At 60.1% G+C, this 25,480-nt stretch carries 25 protein-coding genes; 14 read left to right on the top strand and 11 right to left on the bottom strand.

The annotated features are described in order from the left end of the window. The 5 genes from DBR30_RS21750 to DBR30_RS06750 all read left to right on the top strand — a co-directional run. On the top strand, window positions 1–614 hold a 614-nt coding region (locus DBR30_RS21750; RefSeq protein ID WP_258224311.1), incomplete at its 5' end, for an aldehyde dehydrogenase family protein. Between the two features lie 83 nt (window positions 615–697). Further along, window positions 698–1,426, top strand: coding sequence for a glutamine amidotransferase-related protein (locus tag DBR30_RS06765; RefSeq protein WP_064337566.1), 729 nt, complete (start codon window positions 698–700; stop codon window positions 1,424–1,426). Window positions 1,427–1,609: 183 nt separating this feature from the next. After that, window positions 1,610–2,581 (top strand): LysR substrate-binding domain-containing protein, encoded by a 972-nt coding sequence (locus DBR30_RS06760; protein WP_005356189.1) that lies wholly within the window; start codon window positions 1,610–1,612, stop codon window positions 2,579–2,581. A gap of 106 nt (window positions 2,582–2,687) precedes the next feature. Next, on the top strand, window positions 2,688–3,527 hold the full coding sequence (locus DBR30_RS06755; protein WP_108541352.1) for a PfkB family carbohydrate kinase: 840 nt from the start codon (window positions 2,688–2,690) through the stop codon (window positions 3,525–3,527). Window positions 3,528–3,871: 344 nt separating this feature from the next. Further along, entirely contained in the window at window positions 3,872–4,324 is a 453-nt protein-coding gene (locus DBR30_RS06750; RefSeq protein WP_005339654.1) for an Rrf2 family transcriptional regulator, read from the top strand. A 72-nt stretch (window positions 4,325–4,396) separates the two neighbouring features. Here the strand turns inward: DBR30_RS06750 and DBR30_RS06745 are convergent, their stop codons facing one another. Beyond that, the gene (locus DBR30_RS06745) at window positions 4,397–4,918 is read right to left on the bottom strand and encodes a ferredoxin-type protein NapF (protein ID WP_005339657.1); all 522 of its coding nucleotides are present in this window, start codon (window positions 4,916–4,918) and stop codon (window positions 4,397–4,399) included. A 140-nt stretch (window positions 4,919–5,058) separates the two neighbouring features. Between DBR30_RS06745 and DBR30_RS06740 the strand changes: the two genes are divergently transcribed. Next, window positions 5,059–5,274 (top strand): hypothetical protein, encoded by a 216-nt coding sequence (locus DBR30_RS06740; protein ID WP_005339659.1) that lies wholly within the window; start codon window positions 5,059–5,061, stop codon window positions 5,272–5,274. Then, entirely contained in the window at window positions 5,271–6,611 is a 1,341-nt protein-coding gene (gene rmuC / locus DBR30_RS06735) for a DNA recombination protein RmuC (RefSeq protein ID WP_108541353.1), read from the top strand. Before DBR30_RS06740 ends, rmuC begins: the two co-directional genes overlap by 4 nt. Before the next feature lie 151 nt (window positions 6,612–6,762). Here rmuC and add read toward each other — a convergent pair whose 3' ends face one another. The 5 genes from add to glnA form a co-directional block, all read right to left on the bottom strand. Continuing rightward, window positions 6,763–7,764 (bottom strand): adenosine deaminase, encoded by a 1,002-nt coding sequence (gene add, locus DBR30_RS06730; protein ID WP_042031978.1) that lies wholly within the window; start codon window positions 7,762–7,764, stop codon window positions 6,763–6,765. Between the two features lie 141 nt (window positions 7,765–7,905). Beyond that, window positions 7,906–9,324 (bottom strand): nitrogen regulation protein NR(I), encoded by a 1,419-nt coding sequence (glnG, locus tag DBR30_RS06725; RefSeq protein WP_005339666.1) that lies wholly within the window; start codon window positions 9,322–9,324, stop codon window positions 7,906–7,908. Between the two features lie 9 nt (window positions 9,325–9,333). Next, complete coding sequence (gene glnL / locus DBR30_RS06720) at window positions 9,334–10,389, bottom strand: nitrogen regulation protein NR(II) (RefSeq protein ID WP_040070099.1); 1,056 nt, start codon at window positions 10,387–10,389, stop codon at window positions 9,334–9,336. A gap of 86 nt (window positions 10,390–10,475) precedes the next feature. Further along, window positions 10,476–11,054: a DUF4124 domain-containing protein gene (locus tag DBR30_RS06715; RefSeq protein WP_021231489.1), complete on the bottom strand. Its 579-nt coding sequence runs from the start codon at window positions 11,052–11,054 to the stop codon at window positions 10,476–10,478. Window positions 11,055–11,169: 115 nt separating this feature from the next. After that, the gene (gene glnA, locus DBR30_RS06710) at window positions 11,170–12,579 is read right to left on the bottom strand and encodes a glutamate--ammonia ligase (protein ID WP_005339672.1); all 1,410 of its coding nucleotides are present in this window, start codon (window positions 12,577–12,579) and stop codon (window positions 11,170–11,172) included. A 351-nt stretch (window positions 12,580–12,930) separates the two neighbouring features. Here glnA and typA point away from each other — a divergent pair, with 351 nt between their 5' ends. Beyond that, a complete protein-coding gene (typA, locus tag DBR30_RS06705) occupies window positions 12,931–14,742 on the top strand; it encodes a translational GTPase TypA (RefSeq protein WP_005339679.1) in 1,812 nt (603 codons plus the stop codon). A 241-nt stretch (window positions 14,743–14,983) separates the two neighbouring features. Here the strand turns inward: typA and DBR30_RS06700 are convergent, their stop codons facing one another. The 5 genes from DBR30_RS06700 to def all read right to left on the bottom strand — a co-directional run bounded on the left by DBR30_RS06700 (window position 14,984) and on the right by def (window position 20,801). Next, window positions 14,984–16,426, bottom strand: coding sequence for a TrkH family potassium uptake protein (locus DBR30_RS06700; RefSeq protein ID WP_108541354.1), 1,443 nt, complete (start codon window positions 16,424–16,426; stop codon window positions 14,984–14,986). 96 nt (window positions 16,427–16,522) lie between these two features. Next, window positions 16,523–17,899: a Trk system potassium transporter TrkA gene (gene trkA / locus DBR30_RS06695; RefSeq protein WP_005339689.1), complete on the bottom strand. Its 1,377-nt coding sequence runs from the start codon at window positions 17,897–17,899 to the stop codon at window positions 16,523–16,525. Window positions 17,900–17,978: 79 nt separating this feature from the next. After that, complete coding sequence (gene rsmB, locus DBR30_RS06690; RefSeq protein ID WP_108541355.1) at window positions 17,979–19,271, bottom strand: 16S rRNA (cytosine(967)-C(5))-methyltransferase RsmB; 1,293 nt, start codon at window positions 19,269–19,271, stop codon at window positions 17,979–17,981. Between the two features lie 60 nt (window positions 19,272–19,331). Then, on the bottom strand, window positions 19,332–20,276 hold the full coding sequence (gene fmt, locus DBR30_RS06685) for a methionyl-tRNA formyltransferase (RefSeq protein WP_108588251.1): 945 nt from the start codon (window positions 20,274–20,276) through the stop codon (window positions 19,332–19,334). 12 nt (window positions 20,277–20,288) lie between these two features. Next, a complete protein-coding gene (gene def / locus DBR30_RS06680) occupies window positions 20,289–20,801 on the bottom strand; it encodes a peptide deformylase (RefSeq protein WP_005357510.1) in 513 nt (170 codons plus the stop codon). A 108-nt stretch (window positions 20,802–20,909) separates the two neighbouring features. On the opposite strand from def, the gene DBR30_RS06675 reads away from it, so the two are divergent. From DBR30_RS06675 to DBR30_RS06650, 6 genes are all read left to right on the top strand, one after another. Further along, window positions 20,910–22,001: a LysM peptidoglycan-binding domain-containing protein gene (locus DBR30_RS06675; RefSeq protein ID WP_005339696.1), complete on the top strand. Its 1,092-nt coding sequence runs from the start codon at window positions 20,910–20,912 to the stop codon at window positions 21,999–22,001. Window position 22,002: 1 nt separating this feature from the next. Further along, on the top strand, window positions 22,003–23,118 hold the full coding sequence (gene dprA, locus DBR30_RS06670; protein ID WP_108540386.1) for a DNA-processing protein DprA: 1,116 nt from the start codon (window positions 22,003–22,005) through the stop codon (window positions 23,116–23,118). Then, on the top strand, window positions 23,111–23,584 hold the full coding sequence (locus tag DBR30_RS06665) for a DUF494 family protein (protein ID WP_005339699.1): 474 nt from the start codon (window positions 23,111–23,113) through the stop codon (window positions 23,582–23,584). The genes dprA and DBR30_RS06665 overlap by 8 nt, the downstream gene beginning before the upstream one ends. Before the next feature lie 55 nt (window positions 23,585–23,639). Beyond that, complete coding sequence (locus tag DBR30_RS06660) at window positions 23,640–24,197, top strand: DNA topoisomerase family protein (protein WP_005339702.1); 558 nt, start codon at window positions 23,640–23,642, stop codon at window positions 24,195–24,197. Between the two features lie 74 nt (window positions 24,198–24,271). Beyond that, window positions 24,272–24,775, top strand: a complete 504-nt coding sequence (gene purE, locus DBR30_RS06655; RefSeq protein ID WP_005339704.1) for a 5-(carboxyamino)imidazole ribonucleotide mutase — start codon at window positions 24,272–24,274, stop codon at window positions 24,773–24,775. A 132-nt stretch (window positions 24,776–24,907) separates the two neighbouring features. Next, window positions 24,908–25,468, top strand: coding sequence for an L-threonylcarbamoyladenylate synthase (locus DBR30_RS06650; RefSeq protein WP_108540388.1), 561 nt, complete (start codon window positions 24,908–24,910; stop codon window positions 25,466–25,468). The last annotated feature ends 12 nt before the right edge of the window (window positions 25,469–25,480 follow it).

Genomic DNA, 25,480 nt, shown 5'->3' with positions numbered 1-25,480 from the left:
CCGCCGATGCGCTGGTGGCCAAGCTGACACCGCTGGTGGAAAAACTGCGGGTGGGCCCGGGGTTGGGCCAGAGCCCGGAAAACGAGATGGGGCCGCTCATCAGCAAGGAGCATCTGGCCAAGGTGCGCGGTTACGTGGATCAGGGGGTGGCCGAAGGGGCCGCGCTGCGGGTCGATGGCCGCACGCTGAACCACGAAGAGGGTTACTTTATCGGGGGCTGCCTGTTTGACGAGGTGACGCCAGAGATGCGGATCTACCGCGAGGAGATTTTCGGGCCGGTTCTCTCCATCGTCCGGGTACCGGACTACGAGACGGCGCTGCGCCTCATCAACGAGCACGAGTACGGCAACGGCACCGCCATCTTTACCTGCGATGGCGACACCGCGCGGGACTTCACGGCGCGGGTGCAGGTCGGTATGGTAGGAGTGAACGTTCCCATTCCGGTGCCGATGGCGTTTCACAGCTTTGGCGGCTGGAAGCGCTCTATCTTCGGGCCGCTCAACATGCACGGGCCGGACGGGGTTCGCTTTTATACCCGGATGAAGACGGTTACGGCGCGCTGGCCCCAGAGCCTGCGCAGTGGTGCCGAGTTCTCCATGCCGACCATGAAGTGACGCGCTGGCGCGTGCTCATGGCCTAACCTCTTGCCCTCGCCGGTCAATGATTGGCGGGGGCGAACTCTGTAAAGGAACAACAGATGCGATTGGGAATTCTCGATTGTGACCGGCTCGATCCCGATCTGGCGGATCGTTTTGGCCCCGTTTACTCCGAGATGTTTATCAGGGGCTTTGCGGCCCTGGCCCCCGAACTGGAATTTCAGGTCTGGTCGGCTCTCGATGGGGAGTTGCCGGAGGATCTGCACGAGTGTGATGCCTGGCTCATCACCGGCTCGCGCCACGATGCTTACAGCGATATCCCCTGGATTCAGGCACTGCGGGCGTGGATCCGTCAGGCGCACGATGCCGACGTCAAGCTGGCCGGTGTCTGCTTCGGTCATCAGGTGATCGCCCAGGCGCTCGGTGGGGAAGTGGTGAAGTCTACCAAGGGGTGGGGGCTGGGTGTGTCGGTGCACCCCATGTTGGCAGATGAGCCCTGGATGGCGCCGGCGCGGGATCAGATCCGCATTCTGGCGAGCCATCAGGATCAGGTGGCCCTGCTGCCACCGGGGGCTACCCGGCTGGCGGGCAATGATTTTTGCCCCAACTTCATGTTTTTGCAGGGGGATCACATCGTCGCCATTCAAGGGCATCCGGAGTTCTCGGTGGAGTACAACCGGGCGCTGATCGAGCGGCGCCGCGGCCTGTTGCCCGACGAGCGCTACCAGAGCAGCCTCTCCTCGCTGGAGGGGGAGGTGGATTCGGCGACCATGATGCAGTGGCTGCTGCAGTTTCTGGGGATCCTGCCGCTGCGGGCTGGCGCGGCCTGAGCCCGGTTTGTCAGCCACCCCTTCGGATGCTAGATTTTGTAGCAAAATGAAGGATCAAGCGCTGAGATGTCGGGATCGGATGGTACACTGGCCGCCTATGTGGCGGCCTGTTTGTCTGGCTTGATTGCCGTCCCGGCCTGAGCCAAAGCTGTCTGAGCCAAACCAGTGTGAGAGTGTGACGCCTTGAAACTACAGCAATTGAAGTATTTGATCGCGATCCGGGACCACAACCTCAATGTGTCCGTGGCTTCTGATGCGCTCTTCACCAGTCAGCCGGGGGTCAGCAAACAGATTGGCCTGCTGGAGAGCGAGCTGGGGGTGCGGATTTTCGAGCGCCGTGGCAAGCACCTGCACCGCATTACGCCGGTGGGTGAGGAGATCATCAAGTGTGCCGAGGCGATGCTCAATATCGAGAGCAAGATCAAGGCGATCTCCCGCGAGTATCTGGATCCGACCGTGGGCACCCTCAACATCCACACTACCCACACCATCGCCCGCTATCTGTTGCCCAAATCAGTTACCTACTTCACCAAGAAGTACCCCAAGATCTCGTTCCACCTCCATCCGGTAATGTCGGCGAGCAAGGAGCAGATCAGCAAGGGTTACTCCGATTTCTCCATCGTTGCCCACGAAATTGGCTTCGACAAGGAGCTGATCGCGCTGCCCGCCTACCTCTGGACCCTCTCGCTGGTGGTGCCGCAGGATCACCCGCTGGCCAAGGTGAAGAAGCCGACCCTGGAGCAGCTCTGTCACTACCCCATCCTCAGCTACGAGAGTGGCGCCACTGGCCGTCAGGTGCAGGACGAGGTATTCCATGCTGCCGGTCTCACCCCGAGCTACTACATGACGGTGATGGACGCCGGGGTGATCAAGCGCTACGTGGAGCTGGGCTTTGGCATCGGCATCATCTCCTCGCTGGTGGCCAACGACACCGACAGCCCCGGGCTGGTCTCCATCAATCTGGAGCACCTGTTCAAGCCCTGTCCGGCCCAAATCTGCTTCAGCAAGAGCATTTTGCTGCAGAACTACATGTATGACTTCATCAGCTCTTTCTCGCCCCACCTCACCAAGGAGGTGATCCAGAGCGTGATGCAGCAGCCGAGTCAGGCGCGCATCGACGAGCTGCTGGCCGGGGTGGAGCTGCCCATCTATTGATCCCGATCGGATTCCCGATCGCTGCCGGTTGTCTCTTCTGTCAGGCTGGGCTCTACTCGGGGTTCAGCCTGTCTCTTTTGGGCTATCTCCATCGTCCGAGGTCTCTATGTCCCGCATTCTGCTGCTTGCCAATCTCAACTGTGATCATGTGCTCTCCCTCTCCGAACCGCTGGTGGCAGGGGCCCGGCTGCACTATGTGGATCAGGGGCGCAGGTTGGGCGGTGGCGCAGCCAACACCGGCATCGGGCTGGTGTGGGCGGGTCACGAGGTGACCATCGCCTCCCGTATCGGGCTGGACGAGACCGGCGACTGGCTGCTGGAGCAGGCGGCCGGTTACGGGCTGGATTGCAGCCATGTGGAGCGCTTTGGCGGCGAGACCGGCGAGCTGTTGATCCTGGTGGACTCCACTGGCGAGCGCACCATACTGCGCCGGCCGCGGCGTCCCGATCTGCCCGGCGATCTGCCGCTGGAGGGGATCGATTGCCTCTATGTGAACTATCCCGGCACCGCCATCATCAGCTATATGCGCCAGATGCTCGGCAAGAGCTTTGTGGTGGCCCAGTACCCCAAAGGAGGGCAGGCGCGCCGTCCCTGCCATGTACTGGTGGCCTCTCGCTCCGATCTCGGCGAGGTGAGCGACCCTTGGCAACATGCCCGCCAGCTGGCGGGGGAGCATCTCGAATGGCTGGTGCTGACCGAAGGAAAGGCGGGCGCAGTGGCTATCCACGGCGATGAGCAGATCCGGGTCGCCGCCCGGCCAGTATCTGTGGTCGATACTACGGGGGCAGGAGATGCCTTCGCCGGCGGATTGATACACGGATTGGCGCGGGGCATGGCGATCAAGGATGCGTTGCAGTGTGCGGTGGACTGGGGCGCGTTTGCCGTCGCCTCCGAGAGCTCCATCCCCTCGGTTGCGCTGAAAAACTGGCTGAAACAGCCCCACTGAACCACCTCTCTACTGGCTGATTAAGGGACGGATCGCGGCCCGTGTGGCGACTTGTCGAAGGGCTTTGGTGAGGGGGACGGTTCGGGAGATTTACCCGCCATAAAGCGGCTAAACGCCGTGCTAACCCGGCAAGTTTGCGATCAATCAAAGAAAGTGTCGATTTATGTGCATCTTCATCGACACCCGGTTGTGCTGCTCTTAACCTGTCACTCCGCAACTCAGATTAAGAGACAGGCCCCCTCTGGCGAACCAATTGGCAAACAGAGGCAAACCGGTTGTCTCCTGCCTCTTAGCTCAATGTTGTCGTCCTGATTCCTGGCTTGTAGTAAGAGGCAAGTGCGACCATGCAACTGACACGATTTACCGACTACGCCCTGCGTACCCTGACCTTCCTGGCGGTTCAGCCGGGGGATCGTCTGTCGACCATTACCGAAGTGGCCGATACCTTTGGCATCTCTCGCAACCACGTGGTCAAAATTGTGCACCAGCTTGGCATCAAGGGGTACATAGAAACGGTACGCGGCAAGCATGGCGGTATCCGTCTCGGCCGTTCAGCAGTCTCTATTAACCTGCGGGATGTGGTGATGGACATGGAGCATGTGCTCTGTCCGGTCGATTGCAAGCGCGAGAACTGCCGTCTCTCCGGCGGCTGCCGCATTCAGGGCATTCTGCGCCGCGCCATGAACGCCTTCCTCGAAGTGCTGGGCGAGTACACACTGGCCGATGCGGTGCGCGATCCCAACCGTCTCTGCCACCTGCTGGGTATCGAGCAAGAGACTATTGTGACCATGGCCTGACAGGGCGCGGCATAACGAACAAGATGTGAAAGGGGCCTGATGGCCCCTTTTGCTTTTGTACGCAGGTGGTTTTTAACGACTGCCTGGCTGGCGGATCAGGGTGATGGCGCCGTGCAGGCAGGCAAGGCCACAAGCACCGCAGCCATTGCAGGCATCCATATTGACGTTGATGCCGTCGGCGGTGGCCTTGATCGCCTGTTGCGGGCAGGCATCTTCACAGAGCAGGCAGTAGAAGCCCTGCCGTGCCTGACAGCTCTCTTCAATCTGCACCCGGGTCTGCACCTGCCGGCCCAGTTGCAGGTCGAGGGCGCCGGTGGGGCAGGCTCTGGCGCAGCTGCCGCAGTAGCTGCACTGGCCGCAGGCGAGATCGAGCACCGGCGTGCCAGCGATGGGGCTCCCTTCGTACTCCTCCTGGGTGGCCGGTTTGAGCAGACCGCGTGGGCAGGCCTTGAAACACTCGCCACAGCGGGTACAGAGGGAGAGGTACTGGGACTCCTCGATGGCCCATGGCGGGCGCGCTTCATGGCAAACCACGGCTGGCTTGCGGGAAGCTTGCCAACCTTGTGTCAGCCAACGGAGGAAATAGTGAGTCATGCTCGCCCCTGATACCTATTAGGGGTTAATTTTATCGAAGTTTCGGGAAGCAGGCCAGAGAATAGCGGCCGTCAGGATCGCAAGCGCAGTTGCCCTTGTGTAAGCTAGGCGGGTCTTTTTACGTGGTTGAATGAAAACATATGTGGCTATTTCTCTGGCGTGCGTCCCTGCTCTATGTCTTTCCCCTGCTGATGTGGGCCTACTGCCGCATCAAGGATATCGAGTTCGCCGAGCTCGATACCGGCGTCAACACCCACAAGTGGGTGGTGCTGGCCGCCTACCTTATCTACGTGGTGCTCTGGATCCTAGTTAACCGCTATCTCGAACTCTTCCTGCGTCAGCGGAGCCGCAAATGATCGACCCCGGGCTCTGGGGGATCTTGCTGCCTGCCGCCGTGCTGGCCCTCGGACTGGGCTGGCTGATCGGGCGGCGGGCCGCCACGGCGCAGGCTCAGGAGCTGATGCTGGCGCAGGAGCGTTATCAGGCGCTGCAGGATCGCTTCGACGAGTTGCAGGATGAGCGGATGCAGGGCCAGCAGAAGCTGGATCAGCAGCAGACCCTGCTGATCAAGCTCACCGCCCGCCTCAAGGATGCGGAAGCGACCCTGCGCAGCGAACGGCTGGCCGCCGCCGAGAAGCTGCAACTGCAACAGGAGGCGGAGCAGCGCCTCAGCCAGCAGTTCGAGAACCTTGCCAACCGGATCTTCGAGCAAAACTCCGGCAACTTCCGCGAATTGAACCAGAACAGTCTCGATCTGTTGCTCACACCGCTCAAGGAGCAGCTCGAGGGCTTCCGCCGTCAGGTGGGGGAGACTCACGCTCAGGAGACGGCACAGCGCCACAGCCTCAAGTTCGAACTGGAGCGCCTCGCCGAGCTCAACGCCCGCATGACCGAAGAGGCGGCGGCGCTGACCCGCGCCCTCAAGGGTGACAGCAAGCAGCAGGGTAACTGGGGCGAGGTGGTGCTGGCGCGCATCCTCAGCGAATGCGGTCTGCGCGAAGGTCACGAGTACCACACCCAGGTCAATATTGAGGTGGAGAAGGGCAAGCGCTACCAGCCCGACGTGATTGTCCACCTGCCGCAGGAGAAGGACATCATCATCGACGCCAAGGTGTCGCTGACCGCCTACGATCGCTGGTACAACGCCGAGGACGAGTTGGAGAAGGCGGTGGCGCTGAAAGAGCATGTCGCCTCGGTGCGCAACCATATCCGCGAGCTGGGCCGCAAGGATTACCAGCAGTTGCCCGGGGTGCGCACCCTCGACTATGTGCTGATGTTCGTGGCGGTGGAGCCTGCCTTCCTCACCGCGATGGAGGCCGATCCCTCGCTGGTGCGTTACGGTCTCGACAACAACATCCTGCTGGTGAGCCCTACCAACCTGATGGTGGCGCTGCGCACCATCGAGAACCTGTGGCGCTACGAGCGGCAGAACCAGAATGCCCGCCAGATTGCCGAACGGGCCGGTCGCCTCTACGAAAAGCTGCGGCTGTTTGTCGAGGAGATGCAGCAGATGGGCGGCAGCCTGCACAAGGCCCAGGAGAGCTACGACAAGGCGATGGGACGGCTGGTCAACGGCCGTGGCAACCTGATTGCGCAGGTCGAGCGTTTCCGCGAGCTGGGGGTGGAGGTGACCAAGAGCCTGCCCGAGCCGCTGGTGGAACGGGCGCTGGAGCGCGACAAGGAGCGGGAGTAGTTTTCCCCTGCATCGGCATCCGCAAAAGGCCCAAACCCGGTTTGGGCCTTTTGCTATCTGCCTGCTGGCCCAGTGCTTACCCATCATCAGAAATCCGCAAAGCAAACGGCCCACCGTAGTGGGCCGTTGTTATTTGCACTGCCGGTGTTAATCAGCGGCTGGCGGCGCGGGCGCTCAGTTCGGCTTTCTCGCTATCGCTCAGGAAGGCCAGGGTCAGGCCGTTCTGCTGGGCGGTGCGGATTTCGCTGGCGGTCATGCCGGCGGCCGGAGCAGCCACTTCATATTCGTGGGGCAGGTCGATGCCTTCCACCGCCGGGTCATCGGTGTTGAGGCAGGCCAGCACACCGGCAGCCAGGAACTGGCGGATCGGGTGTTCGGTCAGGCTCGCCACCGTGGTGGTCTGGACGTTGGAGGTGAGGCAGGACTCGATGCCGATGCGGTGCTCGGCCAGATAGGCCATCAGGGCCGGATCCTGAATCGCTTTGACACCGTGGCCAATACGTTCGGCACCCAGCTCGCGAATGGCCTGCCACATGCTCTCGGGGCCGGCTGCTTCACCGGCGTGCACGGTGACGCGCATGCCTGCATCGCGCACCTTGCGGAAGTGGTCGACAAAGAGTTCTCCCGGGAAGCCCAGCTCGTCACCGGCCAGATCGATGGCGACCAGCTTGTCGCGGTGGGCCAGACAGGCGGCCAGCTCCTGATTGCACTGTTCGGTGCCGAAGGTGCGGCTCATGATTCCAATCAGGTTGGCCTTGATGCCGAAGTCACGGCTGCCCGCGGCCACGCCGTCGATGATGGCTTCCACCACGCCTTGCGGGTGCAGCTTGTGGGCCATCGCCATATAGGCCGGGCTGAAGCGCAGCTCTGCATAGTCGATACCGGCGCGCAGCAGATCTTCCACGTTTTCGTAGGCAACCCGGCGGCAGGCGTCATAGTCGGCCAGCACGGCAACACCCCAGTCCAGCTTCTTCAGGAAGGCGACCAGACTTGGCTCGTTCTCGACGATCTGTACGTGGGGGCGCAGCGCCTCCAGCTCGAAGGCGGGCAGCTGAATATTGTGTTGGCGACCCAGCTCGAGGATGGTTTGCGGGCGGATGTTGCCGTCCAGATGGCGGTGCAGGTCGGTCAGGGGGAGAGATCTGTCAATCATGATGGCGCCTTCTTCGAGTCGGGTTTGAAAGCCTGCCATTCTAGGCGGGGCTTTCAAAAAAGATACCCCGTTTGCTGGCAAACGGGGTCTTATTGGTCGGTGATTTATCAAGGCGTGATGGGAATCGTTTTTCCCCGGGACTCAGGAGAGATCGAGTTCCTTCAGCTTGCGGGTCAGGGTGTTGCGACCCCAGCCAAGCAGGCGCGCCGCCTCCTGCTTGTGGCCGTGGGTGTGCTCCAGCGCCGTCTCCAGCATGATCCGTTCGAACTGGGGCATGGCATCGGCCAGGATGTCGGTCTCTCCCAGCGCCAGCTTGCTGGCTACCCACTCCTGCAACTGTTGCTGCCAGCAACCGGGCAACGCCGGTTGACCCGGTTCGGCGTTGTGGGTGATGGGGGTGAGCAGCTCGGCAGGCAGGTCGCCGACTAGCACTTCTTGCCCCGAGGCCATCACGGTAAGCCAGCGGCAGACGTTCTCTAGTTGGCGCACGTTGCCCGGCCAGGGTAGGCGGCTGATATAGGCCTGGGTATCCGGGTGCAGGCTCTTGGCCTCCACGTTCAGCTCTTTGGCTGCGCGCAGCAGGAAGTGACGGGCCAGCTGGGGGATATCCTCACGGCGCTCCTTGAGGGCGGGGATGTGGATGCGAATGACGTTGAGGCGGTGAAACAGATCCTCGCGAAACTCGCCATCGGCCACCCGCTTTTCCAGATTCTGGTGGGTGGCGGCGATGATCCGCACATCTACCTGCACCGGCTGATGGCCGCCTACCCGGTAGAACTGGCCGTCGGCCAATACCCGCAGCAGCCGGGTTTGCACATCCAGCGGCATGTCGCCGATCTCGTCGAGAAACAGGGTACCGCCGTCGGCCTGCTCGAAGCGGCCGTGGCGGATGTTGTTGGCACCGGTGAAGGCCCCCTTCTCGTGACCGAACAGCTCCGATTCGATGAGATCTTTCGGAATGGCAGCCATGTTGAGGGCGATGAAGTTCTTGTGGGCGCGCGGGCTGTGCTTGTGCAGCGCATGGGCGACCAGCTCCTTGCCGGTACCGCTCTGGCCGTTGATCAGCACCGAGATGCTGGAGCGTGACAGGCGGCCGATGGCACGGAACACCTCCTGCATCGCTGGCGCCTCACCGATGATCTCCGGGGTGGCGGTGGCCTCTTGCTGACGAGACTTGCGCTTGGTGCGCTGCTCCTTGAGGTGATTCTCGGCGCGGCGCACCAGGGTAACCGCTTCGTCGATGTCGAACGGTTTGGGCAGGTACTCGAAGGCGCCGCGCTGGTAGGCGTTGACCGCGCTGTCGAGATCCGAGTGGGCGGTCATGATGATGATGGGCAGATCGGCCTGACGACGGTGGATCTGCTCCAGCAGGCTCAAACCATCGATGCCCGGCATCCGGATATCGGAGAGGATCACATCGGGCGAGCGCAGCTCAAGGGCGTGCAGCAGGGCTTCGCCATCGGCAAAGCTCTCGCAGTTGAAGCCTTCGCTGCCGAGAGTGCGCTCCAGCACCCAGCGGATAGAACTATCGTCATCGACGATCCACACTTTGGCGGTCATGGGGTTCCCTTACTTGCGAAGCGGTAGAAAAATGGTGAATTCGGTGTGACCCGGCCAGCTGATGCAGTCAATTCGCCCCTTGTGCTGGTCGATCAGGTTCTGGGCGATGGAGAGGCCGAGCCCTGTTCCCCCCTCCTTGCCGGTGATCATGGGATAGAACAGGGTGTCGCGAATGGCATCGGGAATGCCGGGACCGTTGTCGATGATCTTGATCTCCGCAGCCAGCCGGTAGCGCTGGCCGTGGATGGTGATCTGGAACGCGGTGCGGGTCTTGATACGGATAAGCCCGGTTTGATCGCCCAGTGCTTCGGCGGCATTGCGCACTATGTTGAGAAACGCCTGCTGCAGCTGATCCGGCTCCATCTCGAATTCGGGGATGCTGGGGTCGTAATCCCGCTCGATGCGAACAGAGGGAGGGAGTTCGAGCTCCACCAGTCGGCGTACCTGCTCCAGCACCGAATGGACATTGTGCATCTGGTGACGGCCGGGGCGCTGGGGGCCGAGCAGCCGATCGACCAGTACCCGCAGCCTGTCAGCCTGTTCGATGATGATGCCGGTATATTCGCGCAGCGCCGGATCCGGCAGCTCTTTTTGCAGCAGCTGGGCTGCGCCGCGCAGGCCGCCGAGGGGATTCTTGATTTCGTGGGCCAGCCCGCGCACCAGCTCCTTGGCCGCCAGCTGCTGGGCATGTTGCTGCTGCTCCTGGCTGATCTTCTTCTGCTGGTCGATCTTGCGCAGCTCCACCACCAGCAGACGCTGTTCGTGGTCGGCCATCGGGGTGGCGCTCAGCTCCACCAGTCGCGGTTCTCCTTCCACCACCAGAGTCACTTCGCTGTCGGTAAAGCCCTGCCCTGAAACGAGGCAATGTTTCAGTCGTTGCAGGTCGAGGGAGATATGTTCCAGCAGATGGGGCAGTTCGATGCCGATCAGCCTGCGTTCACTGAGGGAGAGCAGCTGTTCAGCCGCCGGGTTGACGAATTGGATGCAGAGCCGCTCATCCATCAGGATCACGGCGGTCAGCAAATTATCCAAGAGTGTTTTGGCGTTGTCCGAGCGGGTTGGCACAGGTTTCTCCCTAAAACGGTGCTATACACCTGTTATGCACCGATATGGTGCATAGAGTTTACCCGCATCGGTGCGCTATATCACCCCTAGTCGGCTTTGGGGGTGGGTTTGGGAGCCGGCGTCACGCTCGCTCTATGCAGGTAAAAGGTGACTGCACTGGATTTAGCAAGGATCGTACCGTCTTTGGCGAGCAGCTCGAGCTGAGCCTCGTGGGCGCCGCGATCGACGTTTTCGACGCGGACAGAGAGGCTGTTGCTGACGATGGGGGCGGCTTTGCCATCCAGGGTCAGGCGCACATCATACTGGGTCGGAGGTTTGGGGCTGATGGTGCCCTGAAAGACGATGTTGCCTGTGTTGTCGCGCAGGGTGCTGCCCTGTTCCGGGGAGAGCAGTTCGATGGTCAGCTTGGCAGCCTCTTTCTCTTTCTTGGCATCGGCGCCGGTCAGGCTGTTGAAGTTATCCACTTGCACCGATCTGGGCGCGCTGCTGCCCAGCAGCGGGGCGACCCGCAGATCGACCTCTTTGGCGTTTTTGCCGGGTGGTGGCGCATCCGAGTAGTGGGTGATGCCATTGCCATCGACCCAGGAGTAGACCTTAGCCGCGTCCGCAGCGAACGAGGTCAGCAACAGGAGGCTGAGCACCCCTATGCCATGCTTGTTGTTCATCCATCTCTCCTTGACGGTATTTTGCTTAATCCTATCAGAGAAAAAACCCGCCAGATGGCGGGTTTTGTCACGATTAAGCAAGCTGACCAGATTTAAACGGACAGTCTGCTGAGACTTAGACGGAGTAGTACAGTTCGAACTCCAGCGGGTGCGGGGTCATGCGCACACGGTCAACATCCTGCTGTTTCAGTTCCAGATAGGAGTTGATGAAGTCATCGCTGAACACGCCGCCACGGGTCAGGAACTCGCGGTCAGCATCCAGAGCAGCCAGGGCTTCGTCCAGAGAACCGGCAACGGTCGGTACTTCTGCAGCCTCTTCCGGCGGCAGGTCGTACAAGTTCTTGTCCATGGCATCGCCCGGATGGATCTTGTTGATGATACCGTCCAGACCGGCCATCAGCTGGGCAGCGAAGGCCAGGTACGGGTTGGCAGCCGGATCCGGGAAGCGCACTTCGATACGACGGGCTTTCGGGCTCGGTACCACCGGGATACGGATGGAGGCAGAGCGGTTGCGGGCAGAGTAGGCCAGCATGACCGGTGCTTCATAACCCGGAACCAGACGCTTGTAGGAGTTGGTGGTCGGGTTGGCGAAGGCGTTGATGGCCTTGGCGTGCTTGATGATACCGCCGATGTAGTGCAGAGCCATCTCGGACAGACCGCCATACAGGTCGCCAGCGAACAGGTTGACGCCGTTCTTGGCCAGGGACTGGTGGCAGTGCATGCCGGAGCCGTTGTCACCGAACATGGGTTTCGGCATGAAGGTAACGGTCTTGTTGTAGGCGTGAGCCACGTTGTGGATCACGTACTTCAGTACCTGTACTTCGTCAGCTTTCAGCGTAAGAGTGTTGAAGCGGGTAGCGATCTCGTTCTGACCGGCAGTGGCCACTTCGTGGTGGTGAGCTTCAACGACCTGGCCCATCTCTTCCAGCACCAGACACATGGCGGCGCGGATATCCTGGGAGGAGTCGACCGGTGCAACCGGGAAGTAACCGCCTTTCACGAACGGACGGTGCCCCTTGTTGCCATGCTCATAGGCAGTGCCGGAGTTCCATGCGGCTTCTTCAGATTCGATTTTCACGAAGCTGTGGCCCATGGTGTTGGAGAAGGTGATGTTGTCGAACATGAAGAATTCCGGCTCCGGCCCGAACAGCACGGTGTCAGCGATGCCGCTGGACTTCAGGAAATCTTCTGCACGTTTGGCGATGGAGCGCGGATCGCGATCGTAGCCCTGCATGGTGGCAGGCTCCAGTACGTCACAAACGATGTTCAGGGTGGTCTCTTCGGTGAACGGGTCCAGCTTGGCGGAGGCTGCGTCCGGCATCAGTACCATGTCGGATTCGTTGATGCCCTTCCAGCCGCCGATGGAGGAACCATCGAACATCTTGCCGTCTTCGAAGAAATCTTCATCAACCTGGTGAGCAGGGATGGATACATGCTGCTCTTTACCCTTGGTGTCGGTAAAGCGCAGATCAACAAACTTGACTTCGTGTTCCTGGATCAGGGCCAAAACGTTCTGGGCTGACATGCTAAGTAACCTCCGGTGTTAAAACTCTCTGGGTGAATGCGTCGTCGTATTCACATAAGCCAGTATCGTGCCAAGTTTGTGACAGCTTGATTTCAGGGCAATCTCGCTGAAGAGGCTCCCCAAAATCAGGCGATCTCGACTCGCGTTGCATCAATTTAGTGCGATGGTGGATCGTTTTGGTGCACTGTAATGGTGCGCGAAATACGGTCACCGCCCATCTAAGCAGGGTTTGTCAGAGAGGTCTATGATCCAGATCTGTTGTTATGCGCGAATGTACTGCAATTCTGCTAGGCAGATCACAAAGGCAAGAGTACAATTAGCGCCCAATTTTACCCGGTGATTGAGGCGAGAATGTTAGAGAATTTACGCAATATTGCGATTATTGCGCACGTTGACCACGGCAAAACGACTCTGGTTGATAAGCTGCTGCAGCAGTCCGGCACCCTGGACCGCTCCACGGAAGGCCAGGAACGGATCATGGACTCCAATGATCTGGAACGGGAACGTGGCATCACCATTCTCGCCAAGAACACTGCGATCCGCTGGAATGACTACCGCATCAACATCGTTGATACCCCGGGTCACGCCGACTTCGGTGGTGAAGTAGAGCGCGTACTGTCCATGGTTGACTCCGTGCTGCTGCTGGTTGACGCCGTAGACGGCCCGATGCCGCAAACCCGTTTCGTGACCCAGAAGGCGTTCGCTCAGGGTCTGAAGCCGATCGTGGTCATCAACAAGGTTGACCGTCCGGGTGCTCGTCCTGACTGGGTAATGGATCAGGTATTCGACCTGTTCGACAACCTGGGCGCGACTGACGAACAGCTGGATTTCAAAGTTGTTTACGCCTCTGCACTGAACGGTTGGGCCACCATGGATCAGGACGTCGAGTCCGAGAACATGGAGCCGCTGTTCCAGGCTATCGTTGACAACGTTGAAGCGCCGAAGGCTGATGCCGAAGGTGGTTTCCAGATGCAGATCTCCCAGCTGGACTACAACTCCTACGTGGGCGTTATCGGTATCGGCCGTATCACCCGTGGTCGCGTCAAGACCAACCAGCAAGTCACCATCGTTGGTGCTGACGGCAAGACCCGTAACGGTAAAGTCGGTCAGGTGCTGGGTTACCTGGGTCTGTCCCGTACTGAAGTTACCGACGCGCAAGCGGGTGACATCATCGCTATCACCGGTCTGGGCGAGCTGAAAATCTCCGACACAATCTGTGACAATGGTGCCGTTGAAGCCCTGCCGCCGCTCTCCGTTGACGAGCCGACCGTGAACATGACCTTCCAGGTCAACACCTCACCGTTCGCCGGTAAAGAGGGCAAGTTCGTGACCTCCCGTAATATTCTGGAGCGTCTGAACCAGGAGCTGGTCCACAACGTGGCCCTGCGCGTGGAAGAGACTGATGATCCGGACAAGTTCCGTGTATCCGGTCGTGGTGAGCTGCACCTCTCCATCCTGATCGAGAACATGCGTCGCGAAGGTTACGAACTGGCGGTGTCCCGTCCGGAAGTAATCCTGCGTACCGTTGATGGCGTTCTGCAAGAACCGTTCGAAACCGTAACTGTGGACGTTGAAGAAGCGCACCAGGGTTCAGTGATGGAGCAACTGGGTCTGCGTAAAGGCGAAATGACCAACATGACCCCGGATGGCAAGGGTCGTGTCCGTCTGGACTTCATGATCCCGAGCCGTGGTCTGATCGGTTTCCAGACCGAGTTCATGACCATGACCTCAGGTACCGGTCTGCTGTACCACACCTTCGACCACTACGGTCCGCACAAGGGTGGCAGCATCGGCGAGCGTCAGAATGGCGTGCTGATCTCCAACGCTACCGGTAAAGCACTGACTTACGCCCTGTTCGGTCTGCAAGACCGTGGTCGTCTGTTCATCGGTCACGCGACCGAAGTGTACGAAGGCCAGGTGATCGGTATCCACTCCCGTTCCAACGACCTGACTGTTAACTGCCTGAAAGGCAAACAGCTGACCAACATGCGTGCCTCCGGTACCGACGAAGCTCAAGTGCTGACTCCGCCGATCCGCATGACTCTGGAACAGGCTCTCGAGTTCATCGATAACGACGAACTGGTAGAAGTGACTCCGAAGAACATCCGTATCCGCAAGAAATTGCTGACCGAGCTGGATCGCAAGCGCTCTGGCCGTGGTTAATGCCATTTGCTGAGCCTCGACAGCCTTCGTGGCCGCTGACGGTTCACTGATAAACGGACCCAAACCTCTGGTTTGGGTCCGTTTTTTTATGCCTGTGATCCGCTCTGGCCATCCTGATGAGCTCGTTCAGGCCATCCGGTAATGGGGCTGATGAGCGTTGAGCGAAGGTCGTGGGGGTGGGTGAGATAAAAAAGCCGCAGCGGATGAACGCTGCGGCTTTTTGCCGGCTTGCAGTAAGGGGTTACTGGCGCCAGAAGGAGGGGAAGAAGAGCACGGCGACCGTCAGGATCTCCAGTCGTCCCAGCAGCATGCCGAATGACAACAGCCATTTGGCCGATTCCGGCAGGCTGGCAAAGTTGGTGCTGGGGCCGACCACCGGGCCCATGCCCGGGCCAACGTTGGCAACGGCGGTGATGGAGCTGGATATGGCTGTCAGGGGGTCAAGCCCGATGGCGCCCAGCAGTGCGGCTATCACCAGAATGATGGCGAAGTAGGCCAGTACGAAGGAGATCATCGAGCGGATGATGGCGTCATTGACCGTCCGGCCGTTGTACTTCTGGGGGAATACGGCAGAGGGGTGCATCAGCTGGCGCATCTGCTTTCTGAACAGGGCGAATGCCACCTGTACCCGGAAGATCTTGAGACCGCCCGCAGTTGAGCCGGAGCAGGCCCCAAGAGCCAGCAGCACGATGAAGACGATGCTGGCGAGCGGCCCCCAGGTGCCGAAGTCACCAAGGCCAAAGCCCGTGGTGGTGAGTACCGAGACGATGTTGAAGCAGCTGATGCGCAGGGCATCCCAGAAGCCGAACAGATCTCTCTCCCACAGATAGAAGGTCATGATGACGGTGACCCACACCACCAGCCAGAAGAAGCCGCGCACCTGGGCATCCTTAAACAGGCTGTTGTCCCTGTGGTTGAGGCTCTGCACATAGAGCAGGAAGGGCAGGCCACCGAGGAACATGAACAGGGTGCCAATCCAGTGCGCCGAGTTGGAGAAGTGGGACATAGATTGATCGGAGGTGGAGTAGCCGCCGGTACTGAGAGTGGTCATGGCGTGGTTGATCGCCTCGAACATGTTCATGCCGCTGGCCCAGTAGGCCATGAAGCAGAGCATGGAGAGCACCAGATAGACCACGACGATGTTGTTGGCGACCGTCTTGGCACGCGGGGCGCTTTTGTCTGACCAGTCCGAGCTCTCGGTCTGGAACAGCTTCATGCCTCCGACGTTGAGGTAGGGCAGCACGGCAACTGCCATCACGATAAAGCCGACCCCCCCCAGCCACTGCAGGATGGAACGCCACAACAGGATGCTGTGGGCCATGTTGTCGAGGCCGGAGAGCACGGTAGAGCCCGTGGTGGTCACCCCCGACATGGTCTCGAAGTAGGCGTCGGTGAAGTTGATGTGGGTGATGAAAACAAACGGCAGGGCGCCGAAGGCGCAGGCCACCACCCAGACCGAGGTGGTGAGCAGGAACATCTCCCGCACCCCCAGATGAAACTCCGCTTTGCGGCCGTAGTGGAGGCAGAGCAGGGCGGCGCCGTGGGTGATCAGCACGGACTTGAGAAACTCGACAAATCCCTCTGACCCGGTGAGCAGTGCCAGCAAGGTGGGCAGCCACATGAAGAGCGCCAGCTTGGAGAGCACCAGCCCGAGGGTGAAGATAATGGGACGCAGCTTGATCATGTTAGATAACCTGGTCGTTGATTAACAAAAGACCCGGACCATCCCCTTGGGGGAGCTGAGCCGGGTCTGGTTTGACAGCCTGTGCGCATGAAGACGTTACAGGAAGAAGGGGCTTGGCTGGAACAGCCGCTCCACTTCCGGGATGTACTTCTTGTCCACCAGGAACATGACCACGTGGTCATCCTGCTGGATCTTGGTGCGATCGTGGGCGATCAGCACCTCATCCCCGCGCACTACGGCACCGATAGTGGTGCCCGGCGGCAGCTTGAGCTCGCCCACTGTCTTGCCGACCACCTTGGAGGTGTTCTCGTCACCGTGGGCAATCGCCTCGATCGCCTCGGCTGCGCCGCGGCGCAGGCTGTAGACGTTGGCGATATCGGCCCGACGCACGTGTGTCAGCAGGGCCGAGATGGTGGCCTGCTGGGGCGAGATGGCGATATCGATGGAACCGCCCTGCACCAGATCGACGTAGGCGCCGCGCTGGATCAGCACCATGGTCTTCTTGGCGCCCATCTTCTTGGCGAGCAGCGCCGACATGATGTTGGCCTCATCCTCGTTGGTCACGGCGATGAAGACGTCGATTTGATCGATATGCTCCTCGGCCAGCAGCTCCTGATCCGCCGCATCGCCGCAGAAGACGATGGTGTTCTCCAGCAGTTCGGAGAGCTGCTCCGCTCGCTTCTGGTTGCGCTCGATAAGCTTGACGCTGTAGCGCTTCTCCAGCTGGCGGGCGAGACCGGCGCCGATATTGCCACCACCGACGATCATAATGCGGCGGTAGGGGCTCTCGAGGCGCTGCAGCTCCGACATCACGGCACGGATATGGCCCGCCGCCGCCACGAAGAAGACCTCGTCATCCGCTTCGATGATGGTGGTGCCTTGCGGACGGATCGGGCGGCCCTGACGGAAGATGGCCGCTACCCGAGTTTCGATGTTGGGCATGTGCTCGCGCAGGGTGGAGAGGGCGTTGCCCACCAGCGGGCCACCGTAGTAGGCCTTGACCGCCACCAGACCAACGCGGCCACCTGCAAAATCAACCACTTGCAGGGCGCCCGGGTATTCGATCAGGCGACGCACATAGTCGGTCACCAGCTGCTCCGGCGCGATCAGGTGATCCACCGGCACCGATTCGGGCAGGAACAGGCGATCCCGTTCGGTCAGATAGGCTGGCGAGCGGATCCGCGCCACCTTGTTCGGAGTGTTGAACAGGGAGTAGGCCACCTGACAGGCGATCATGTTGGTCTCGTCACTGTTGGTGACGGCGACCAGCATGTCGGCATCCTGAGCGCCCGCTTCGCGCAGCACCTTGGGGTGAGCGCCGTGACCGTTGACCACCCGCAGGTCAAACTTGTCTTGCAGTTCGCGCAGGCGCTCGCTGTCGGTATCGACGATGGTGATGTCGTTGTTCTCTCCGGCCAGGTTCTCGGCCAGAGTGCCGCCGACCTGGCCGGCTCCCAAAATGATGATCTTCATAGGGAACGTCTACTCACGTTGAGGCAGTAAAGGGGCATTTCGCCTGCATGGCGATTGCCCCGGAAGAAGCATGTCAGCGTCACAGCTTGACCAGCTTGGCGTAGTAGAAGCCATCCATCTCGGCTTCACCCGGCAGGAACTGGCGACCTGGGCAGTCCGGAATGTCCTGTTCGTGCAACGGTACCAATTTGGCATCTTTGGTCGCGGCAAGGAAGGCGCGGATCTGGTCGCGGTTCTCTTCCGGCAGGACGGAGCAGGTGGCGTAGAGCAGGGTGCCGCCGCTTTTCAGCTTGCCCCAGAGGGCATTGAGAATGCGGCGCTGCAGCTCGGCCAGCTCGCGAATGTCCTGATCACGGCGCAGCCACTTGATGTCTGGGTGGCGGCGGATGACGCCGGTGGCGGAGCAGGGGGCATCCAGCAGGATGCGGTCGAACTGGCCCTCCGGCCACCACTGTTCCGGCGCCGCCGCATCGCCATGGATCACCTGGGCGGTGAGGCCGATACGGTCCAGGTTCTCCTGCACCCGCTTGAGGCGGTTTTCGTCGGCATCGACGGCAACCACGCCAGCCAGCTTGGGCTGACGCTCCAGCAGGTGGGCAGTCTTGCCGCCGGGGGCCGCGCAGGCATCCAGCACCCACTCGCCCGGTTGCGGGTCGAGCAGTGCCGCGGCCTGTTGTGCGGCGCCATCCTGTACCGAGCAGTCACCGACCTCGAAGCCGGGCAGCTTGGTCACATCGCAGGGACGCTCCAACAGGATGCAATCCTCGCCCTCTTCACCGGCCACCGCATTGATGCCGGCTTCGGCCATGCGAGCCAGCATGGCATCGCGGCTCTGGCGCTGGCTGTTGTTGCGGATCCACATGGGGGGGCGCTGGTTGTTCGCCTCCATGATGAATTCCCACTCATCGTGATAGGCCTGACGCAGGCGCTTGGTGAGCCACTCCGGATGACCGAGGCGAATGCTGGGAACGCGGTCGATGCGCAGCAGAATGACTTCGGCGCTGCGCTGGAAGTTGCGCAGCACGCCGTTGATGAGGCCACGCAGGGAGGTGCCCTTGAGCAGTTTGACGGCGTTGACGGTCTCGGCCACCGCGGCGTGAGCCGGAATGCGGGTGTAGATGAGCTGATAGAGACCGACCAGGATGAGGTAGTGGAAAATGCGGCTCTTGTTTTTGAGCGGCTTGTCCATCATCTCGTTGACTGCCGCATCGAGGCGGGGCAGCCAGCGCAGGGTGCCGTAGCAGAGTTCTTGCAGGAGAGCGCGATCGCGGGGCGCGACCTTCTCCTGGGCAGCAGGCAGAACAGCGGAGAGGGATTGACCCTGATCCAGCACCTGTTGAATAACGAGAGCGGCCTGTGCACGTGTTTTCATAGAGTTACCTTAGATGCGCAAGTCGGGGCCTGGGCCCCGCTTGTGTCAATTCAATCCAGTTCAATTCAATTGCGTGCCGGGTTCAAACCAGTCGCGGCGAGAGTTGAGCAGATCCGAAACGGACATCGCCTTCTTGCCGGGCGGTTGCAGGGTCAGCAGGCGCAGTACCCCTTTGCCGGTCGCGATATCGATCCCCTGCTTGTCGGCCTTGAGCAGGGTGCCGGCGGGTTGGTCGTGGTCGCTGTCAATGACGGCGGCTTGCCATACCTTGACGGTCTGGTCAGCCACTTCAAACCAGCTGATGGGCCAGGGGTTGAATGAGCGGATGCAGCGTTCGATGGCAACAGCCTCCATCGACCAGTCGATGCGGGCCTCTTCCTTGGAGAGCTTCTCGGCGTAGTTGGCCAGCGCATCATCTTGTGCCTCGGCAGCGGTTTCACCGGCGGCCATGGCATTGATGGTGTCGACCAGTGCCTGCGGGCCCAGCTCGGCCAGTTTGTCATAGAGGCTGGCGGAGGTCTCGTCGGCGGCGATGGGGCAGCTTACCTTGCGGATCATGGCGCCGGTATCCAGTCCCACATCCATCTGCATGATGGTGACGCCAGTTTCGGCATCGCCCGCCCAGATGGAGCGCTGGATCGGTGCGGCACCGCGCCAGCGGGGCAGCAAGGAGCCATGGACGTTGATGCAGCCCAGCCGCGGGGTATCGAGTACCACCTTGGGCAGGATCAGACCATAAGCCACCACCACCATCAGGTCGGCGCCCAGTGCAGCAAGCTCGGCTTGCGCCTCTTCCTTGCGCAGAGAGGCTGGTTGGTAAACCGGCAGGTTGTGGGCCAGTGCCAGCTCTTTGACCGGGCTGGCGGTGAGCTTCTGGCCACGGCCAGCGGGCTTGTCAGGCTGGGTATAAACGGCAACGACCTCGTGGTCGGAAGACAACAACGCCGCCAGGTGACGGGCGGCGAAGTCGGGAGTACCGGCAAAAATCAGTTTCAGCTTATTCAATGGGGCAGATCCTCAGAGGACTTTGCGATCTTCACGGGCCATCTTTTCCAGCTTCTGGCGAATGCGCTGGCGCTTGAGCGGGGACAAGTAATCCACAAACAGCTTGCCGACCAGATGATCCATCTCATGCTGGATGCAGATGGCGAGCAGATCGTCGGCTTCCAGCTCGAACGGCTTGCCGTTGCGATCCAGGGCGCGGATTTTGATCTGTTCGGCGCGAGGCACCAGAGCACGGCTGCCGGGCACGGAAAGGCAACCCTCTTCAATGCCGGTGCTGCCGCACTGCTCGATGACCTCCGGATTGATCAATACCAGAGGATCTTCACGGTTTTCAGAGACATCGATCACTATGATGCGCTGGTGAATGTCGACCTGAGTCGCGGCCAGGCCAATGCCTTCCTCCGCGTACATGGTTTCGAACATATCATCTACAATCTGTTGTAACTCGGGTGTAAAGGTCTCGACAGGGGCTGCAACGGTGCGCAGGCGCTCATCGGGAAAACGCAATACATCTAGAATGGCCATAGTTTTTTCTTTAGTTTCGTATAAATGCAGTCAATATTGGCGTAATTCTAGTCATTTACGCCGACAAAAAACAGCAACACTTTGCGTACAGAAGTAACAGGGAGTGTTATGTATCTGAAGCAAACCATCCTCGCCTGCCTGCTGGTGACCGTGAGTCAGGCAGCACTGGCCGATCAGCTGAGGCTGAAAGCGGGTTACCCCGAAAGCTATGTAGTGCAAAAAGGCGACACCCTGTGGGATATCTCCGGCAAGTATCTTTCCGAACCCTGGCTCTGGCCCCGTCTCTGGAATATCAATCCACAGATTGCCAATCCTCACTGGATCTACCCCGGTGATGTACTGCATCTGAGCTGGGTCAATGGTGAACCCCGGCTCGGCAAGGCGATGCAGGGTGGCAAGCAAGTCATCCGTCTCGGCCCGAAAACCCGTTACGAGAATAAGGCCAACCCCATTCCGACACTGCCTATCAGTGAGATCGGCCCCTTCCTGCAAACCGACCATATTCTGGCTGACAGCCAGCAGCAGAAAACCTTGCCCTATCTGCTGGGGTCGGATCAGAAACATATCGGCATGCTGGAGGGGGACACCCTCTATGTGCAGGGCTCCCTGACGCCGGGGCAGGTTTATGGCATTTATCACCCCGGAGTGGTCTACAAGGATCGCGAAACCGGTGAACTGCTGGGCCAGGAGGCGATCTTTGCCGGTGTGGTGCGGGCCGTGGCGCGTCTTGATGGCGATCGGACTGAAGTTACCCTCACTCATAACCAGCGCGAAGTGCTGCAGGGCGACAAGGTGATGCCGCTGCCGGCTCAGGAGAACATGCCCGCCGTCTTCACACCGAAAGCGGCACCTGCCATCACGCCGGGCTATATCATCGATTTGCCGAACAAGACCCGGGGCGGTGGCAAGTTTGATGTGGTGCTGATCAATCGGGGTGGCCGTGATCAACTGGTCGCCGGGGATGTGTTGGATGTCAGACGGCCCGGTGCTGCTCTGGTCACCAAGAATGGCGATGTACAGTACAAGGAGCTCTCGTCGGTTTTTAACCGGGTGTTTTACAGCAGCAACAAGAAGGCACCACTGCCCTCTGAAGCGATTGCCCGTGTCATGTTGTTCAAGGTGTATGACAAGCTGAGTTACGGTCTCATCATGCAGAGTAACGACATGGTGAGTGCGGGTTATCAGGTCACTCACTTCTGACGTGAATTACCCCGACGCGCGTCTGGCGCTCTGGCTAACTCTCTATGCGGTCACCGGTATTGGTCCGGTGACCGCTGCACGTCTGTTGGAACGGGCCGGGGGAAGTATTGAGACCCTGTTCCAGAGCGATGAAGCGCAACTGCATGGTATGGGGTTATCGTCAGAGCAGATCAAACAACTGCGCTGGCCCTCGCCAGTGGTTGAGCAGAGCCTGGCTTGGACCGCTTTGCCTGACAATCTCCTTATTCCACAAGATCACCCGATTTATCCACCCTTGTTGCGGGAAATTCCCGCGGCCCCCCTGCTGCTCTACTGTCGTGGCGATCTTGCTGCGCTGTCGCTACCCCAGTTGGCAATGGTGGGGACACGCCATCCTACCTATGCAGGCAAAGATAATGCGTCCCGCCTCTGTAATGAGCTGGTTGGATGCGGGTTAGCCATCACCTCGGGCCTTGCGCTCGGTATCGATGGTGTCTGCCATCAGCAGGCGCTGGCTTGTGGCGGTATCACCCTTGCCGTGTTGGGTTCCGGGCTGGATTGCCTCTACCCCAAACGCCATCAGGGGCTGGCAGGACAGATTCTGGAGAGTGGTGGTTTGCTTATCTCCGAGCTGGCGCCGGATAAAGGGCCGCTGGCTGAACATTTTCCTCGTCGCAACCGTATTATCAGTGGTCTGTCGCTGGGAACTCTGGTGGTGGAGGCGACCGAGCAGAGCGGTTCGCTGATCACCGCTCGCTATGCGCTTGAACAGGGGCGCGAAGTGTTTGCGGTACCCGGCGCCCTGCAAAATGCCCAGGCGATAGGGTGCAACAGATTAATTCAGCAGGGGGCCAAACTTGTGCTGAGTGCTGCCGATATAGTGGAAGAGCTGCCAGAGTGGGTCGCACGGCCACATTCGTCGGTCATACCATCTGAGCAACCGAATAATAGCGAATTGCCTTATGCCGATTTGTTGGATAACGTAGATTATGAGACCACGAGCGTGGATACCGTTGCCGAGCGGGCCCAGCTTCCTGTCGAAGTGGTATTGGGCAGGTTGGTAGAGCTGGAGCTGGCCGGTGCAGTGATGGCGGTAGCCGGTGGATACGTCAGAGCGAGGAGGGCGAATCATGTTTGATGTATTGATGTACCTTTTCGAGACCTACATCCACAGCGATGCAGATGTGATGGTCGAGCAGGATGAGCTCACCGACGAGTTGAGCCGGGCCGGTTTCGATAAAGAAGAGATCGACAAGGCGCTCGACTGGCTGGAGCGACTGGCCAATCTGCACGATAGCGAGCGGGAGGTCTATGTCACCGCCAGTGCGCAAGGCTCGATGCGTATCTATGCTCCGCAAGAGCTGGCACGCCTCAGCACCGAGTGCCGCGGCTTCCTGCTCTTTCTGGAACAGGCCCAGGTGCTGAATGCCGAAACCCGCGAGATCTGTATCGAGCGTCTGCTCGAACTGGACAAGCCGGATATCGAGCTGGATGACCTCAAGTGGGTCGTCATGATGGTGCTGTTCAACGTGCCGGGCAGTGAAAATGCCTACCAGCAGATGGAAGAGCTGGTGTTTGATGAGTCAGACGGCGTCATTCACTGACAGTCCGGTGCCGCGCTGGTAGAATTCAGGCCATCTGGTTTTCAAGGCGCGGCCCATGTCAAAAATCGATCATCACCTCTTTTCAGCCCACGAACATGCCTTCGAGCGCGAGCCGTGCCCGCAGTGCGGGGCCGAGCTGGTGATCCGCCAGGGCAAACATGGCCCCTTTCTCGGCTGTTCTGCCTATCCTGCCTGTGATTACATCCGCTCCCTGACGCCATCCGGCCGCGACATCGAAAAGGTGCTCGAAGGCTCTGCCTGTCCCGATTGCGGAGAGCCGCTGGCGATCAAGAAGGGGCGTTATGGTCTGTTTGTCGGCTGCACCCAGTATCCGGCCTGCCAGCACATCGAATCCCTGCAGGAGAGCGACGATACCCAGATACTCTGCCCCGAGTGCGGCAAGGGTCATCTGGTGAGCCGCACCTCCCGCTACGGCAAGCAGTTTTACTCCTGTGATGGCTATCCCCATTGCAAATATGTGGTGAACGACAAGCCGATCCCCATGCCTTGTCCCGCGTGTGGCTGGGGCATCATGGTAGAGAAAAAAGTGAGGGGAACTCTGCGTTGGGTCTGTCCGCAAAAGAAATGCGGCCACCAAAGTGAGCAGGTATAATCCCGCCGCCGCAACCGGATTGAAACGTTTTCGGCGAACTTCAACCCCCCACTTGGAGTAAGGAAATTCCCACCATGAATAAACCCTTTGTTGCCGTATTGATGGGCTCTGATTCTGATTTCCCCGTGATGCAGACCACCCTTGAGGTGCTCAAGTCATTTGATATCGCAGTGGAAGTCAAAGTCACCTCCGCGCACCGCACGCCGGCTGCGACCCATCAGTATGTGACCGATGCCGAGGCCCGTGGCTGCAAGGTCTTTATCTGTGCTGCCGGTCTGGCGGCGCATCTGGCGGGTGCCGTAGCTGGCATCACGACTCGTCCTGTGATCGGGGTGCCCATTGATGGCGGCCCGCTCAAGGGGCTGGATGCACTGCTCTCCACCGTGCAGATGCCGGGTGGTGTACCGGTGGCGACCGTGGCGATCGGCAAGGCCGGTGCCAAGAACGCGGGTTATCTGGCAGCCCAGATGCTGGCAGTAGCCGATGATGAACTGGCGGCCAAGGTTCGGGCCGAACGCCAGAAGAATGCCGAAGAGGTGATGGCCAAGGATGCCGCCCTGCAGGCTCAACTCAAGTAAGTGAACGGGTGGCGATCCGGAAGTGTCGTATTTTCTGTCTACAGCAACACGTCACGTTGCCATGGTCGCCGCCATATGGATTCAACTTGCTACCAAGTGACGAGGCGGCAGCCAGGCTGCCGCATTTTTCCTATGCCAAATGAATTTGAACAGGCGGTTGCAGCCCTCCAACAGGAAGGGGTGATTGCTTATGCGACCGAGGCCGTGTTTGGTCTGGGTTGTGATCCCGACTCCGAAGTTGCGGTGCAGCGACTGCTGGCCATCAAACAGCGTCCGGTAGAGAAGGGGCTGATCCTGATTGCCGCCGACGTGGCGCAATTGCAGGATTACATCGATCTGAGTCAGCTTAGCGATGAGCAGTTGGCTCGGGTTGAAGCCAGCTGGCCCGGCCCCTTTACCTGGATCATGCCTGCCCGAGCGACGACGCCGGCCTGGCTGACCGGGCAGTTCGATACCCTGGCGGTGCGCGTGACGGCCCATCCTCAGGTGCAGGCCTTGTGCCGTGCCTTTGGCAAGCCGCTGGTCTCTACCAGCGCCAACCTGACCGGTGAGGAGCCTGCCCGTCGGGTGGCCGATATCGGTGAGCGGCTGGCAAGCAAGTTGGCCTATATCCTGCCCGGTGAGGTGGGGGGGCAAGCCAACCCATCCGAGATTAAGGACGCCCGTACCGGCGCAATTATTCGCCCCTCCTGAGTGGGCGGATGC

Origin of the sequence: Aeromonas sp. HMWF017 (assembly GCF_003061465.1) — a bacterium.
In the GTDB taxonomy this organism is placed as follows: domain Bacteria; phylum Pseudomonadota; class Gammaproteobacteria; order Enterobacterales; family Aeromonadaceae; genus Aeromonas; species Aeromonas veronii.
The sequence above is the reverse complement of the archived record's forward strand: the minus strand, read 5'-3'. Positions and strand labels throughout refer to the sequence as shown.

Bases quoted from the DNA above. Each gene is read 5' to 3' on its own strand.
- DBR30_RS06765 (WP_064337566.1), top strand. From the start codon at position 698: ATGCGATTGGGAATTCTCGATTGTGACCGGCTCGATCCCGATCTGGCG.
- DBR30_RS06665 (WP_005339699.1), top strand. From the start codon at position 23,111: ATGTTTGATGTATTGATGTACCTTTTCGAGACCTACATCCACAGCGAT.
- DBR30_RS06755 (WP_108541352.1), top strand. From the start codon at position 2,688: ATGTCCCGCATTCTGCTGCTTGCCAATCTCAACTGTGATCATGTGCTC.
- DBR30_RS06650 (WP_108540388.1), top strand. From the start codon at position 24,908: ATGCCAAATGAATTTGAACAGGCGGTTGCAGCCCTCCAACAGGAAGGG.
- purE (WP_005339704.1), top strand. From the start codon at position 24,272: ATGAATAAACCCTTTGTTGCCGTATTGATGGGCTCTGATTCTGATTTC.
- DBR30_RS06660 (WP_005339702.1), top strand. From the start codon at position 23,640: ATGTCAAAAATCGATCATCACCTCTTTTCAGCCCACGAACATGCCTTC.
- glnA (WP_005339672.1), bottom strand. From the start codon at position 12,579: ATGTCAGCCCAGAACGTTTTGGCCCTGATCCAGGAACACGAAGTCAAG.
- DBR30_RS06750 (WP_005339654.1), top strand. From the start codon at position 3,872: ATGCAACTGACACGATTTACCGACTACGCCCTGCGTACCCTGACCTTC.
- DBR30_RS06745 (WP_005339657.1), bottom strand. From the start codon at position 4,918: ATGACTCACTATTTCCTCCGTTGGCTGACACAAGGTTGGCAAGCTTCC.
- rmuC (WP_108541353.1), top strand. From the start codon at position 5,271: ATGATCGACCCCGGGCTCTGGGGGATCTTGCTGCCTGCCGCCGTGCTG.
- trkA (WP_005339689.1), bottom strand. From the start codon at position 17,899: ATGAAGATCATCATTTTGGGAGCCGGCCAGGTCGGCGGCACTCTGGCC.
- typA (WP_005339679.1), top strand. From the start codon at position 12,931: ATGTTAGAGAATTTACGCAATATTGCGATTATTGCGCACGTTGACCAC.
- DBR30_RS06740 (WP_005339659.1), top strand. From the start codon at position 5,059: ATGTGGCTATTTCTCTGGCGTGCGTCCCTGCTCTATGTCTTTCCCCTG.
- rsmB (WP_108541355.1), bottom strand. From the start codon at position 19,271: ATGAAAACACGTGCACAGGCCGCTCTCGTTATTCAACAGGTGCTGGAT.
- add (WP_042031978.1), bottom strand. From the start codon at position 7,764: ATGATTGACAGATCTCTCCCCCTGACCGACCTGCACCGCCATCTGGAC.
- def (WP_005357510.1), bottom strand. From the start codon at position 20,801: ATGGCCATTCTAGATGTATTGCGTTTTCCCGATGAGCGCCTGCGCACC.
- glnG (WP_005339666.1), bottom strand. From the start codon at position 9,324: ATGACCGCCAAAGTGTGGATCGTCGATGACGATAGTTCTATCCGCTGG.
- DBR30_RS06700 (WP_108541354.1), bottom strand. From the start codon at position 16,426: ATGATCAAGCTGCGTCCCATTATCTTCACCCTCGGGCTGGTGCTCTCC.
- DBR30_RS06715 (WP_021231489.1), bottom strand. From the start codon at position 11,054: ATGAACAACAAGCATGGCATAGGGGTGCTCAGCCTCCTGTTGCTGACC.
- DBR30_RS06675 (WP_005339696.1), top strand. From the start codon at position 20,910: ATGTATCTGAAGCAAACCATCCTCGCCTGCCTGCTGGTGACCGTGAGT.